General features: G+C 78.2%; 1 pseudogene. It reads right to left on the reverse strand.

The features are described from left to right. Positions 1 to 1130, reverse strand: a pseudogene (locus tag AB0J39_RS39710) (hypothetical protein); the annotation flags it as partial.

The following is a 1130-nucleotide window of genomic DNA, read 5'->3' on the forward strand; positions in this document are numbered from 1 at the left end:
CGGTCACCGTGGCTTGCGGCGCGCCCGAGGCCGTACCCGCCGCGGCCCCGCCCGCCGCCGCGGCGCCTGTCGCGGCGCCGGCTGCCGCACCGGCCGCCGAGGGGTTCGCTGCCGCTCCTGTCCTCGCTCCTGCGGGGTCGGCGGACGTCGGCGCGATGTTCGCCTCCAGCGACCCTCGTTGGGACGGGGGCGCGGGGGCGAACAGGTTGATCCCCGTCACGGTGCCCGCCGCCCCCGCGACGACGACGATGACGATCCGCAGGGCGGTCGCCCGTAACAGCGAGCCGACCCGTGCCAGCACCTGAACGATCCTGATCTGCGCACCGGCCAGCGGCCTGTCGGGAAGGTCCATCTCCCCGGGCACGTCCGCGACGTCGCCGACACCGGCGCGGGCGGCTGTGGCGCGGTCGGACAAGGCGCGGTCGGACAAGACGCGGTGGCCGGGTGCGGGTACCGCCTCGGCCGCGTGCGCCAGGGCCTCCCTGGCCCTGATCTGCGAGAGCAGCGCGTTGTAAAGCGGCGTGTCCTGCCCCGGCTGCAGTGCGGCCGGTCCGAGAGCCGGACGCGCCTCCCCAGCCGTCCCGGGCGTCCCAGTCGCGGCGACCGCCGGTGAGCCCGCCGAACCCGCCCGCCCGGCGGATCCGGGCGAGCCCGCTGACGTCGCCGGGCCCTGCGGTTCCGGCGGACGCGTCGATCCGGCAGGGCCGGGCGGGTTCGCGGGACCGGCGGGGCCGGAGGGGCCGGGGGACGGCGCGGGCCGTTGCGCGGCGCGTGACTTCGACGCCCTCGACGGCCACGCCAGGCCCGGCTGGGTGTCCTCCTGGGAGATGGGCCGCACCGGACGCTCCGGTAGTTCGGGGGCGGCCGGACCGCCGGAAGAGGCGCCGGAGGGAGCGTCGACGGGAGCGCCGGTGGGACGAGGCATGCCCGGCTGCGGGGGCGGGGCCAGGCGGCCGGGATCCGTGTGCCCTGTGTGCTCCGTGTGCTCCCGGTGCTCCCGGTCCCCCCGGTGCTCCTGGCGCTCCCGGTGCTCCGTGTGCTCCCTGTCCCCCCTGTCCGCCGTGGCGTCCCGGAACGGCGTGCCGGGCTCCTCCCGGGGCACGGCCGTCGACAGGCCGGAGTCGGGTGGC

This window comes from Microbispora sp. NPDC049633 (assembly GCF_040675265.1).
Lineage (GTDB): Bacteria > Actinomycetota > Actinomycetes > Streptosporangiales > Streptosporangiaceae > Microbispora > Microbispora maris.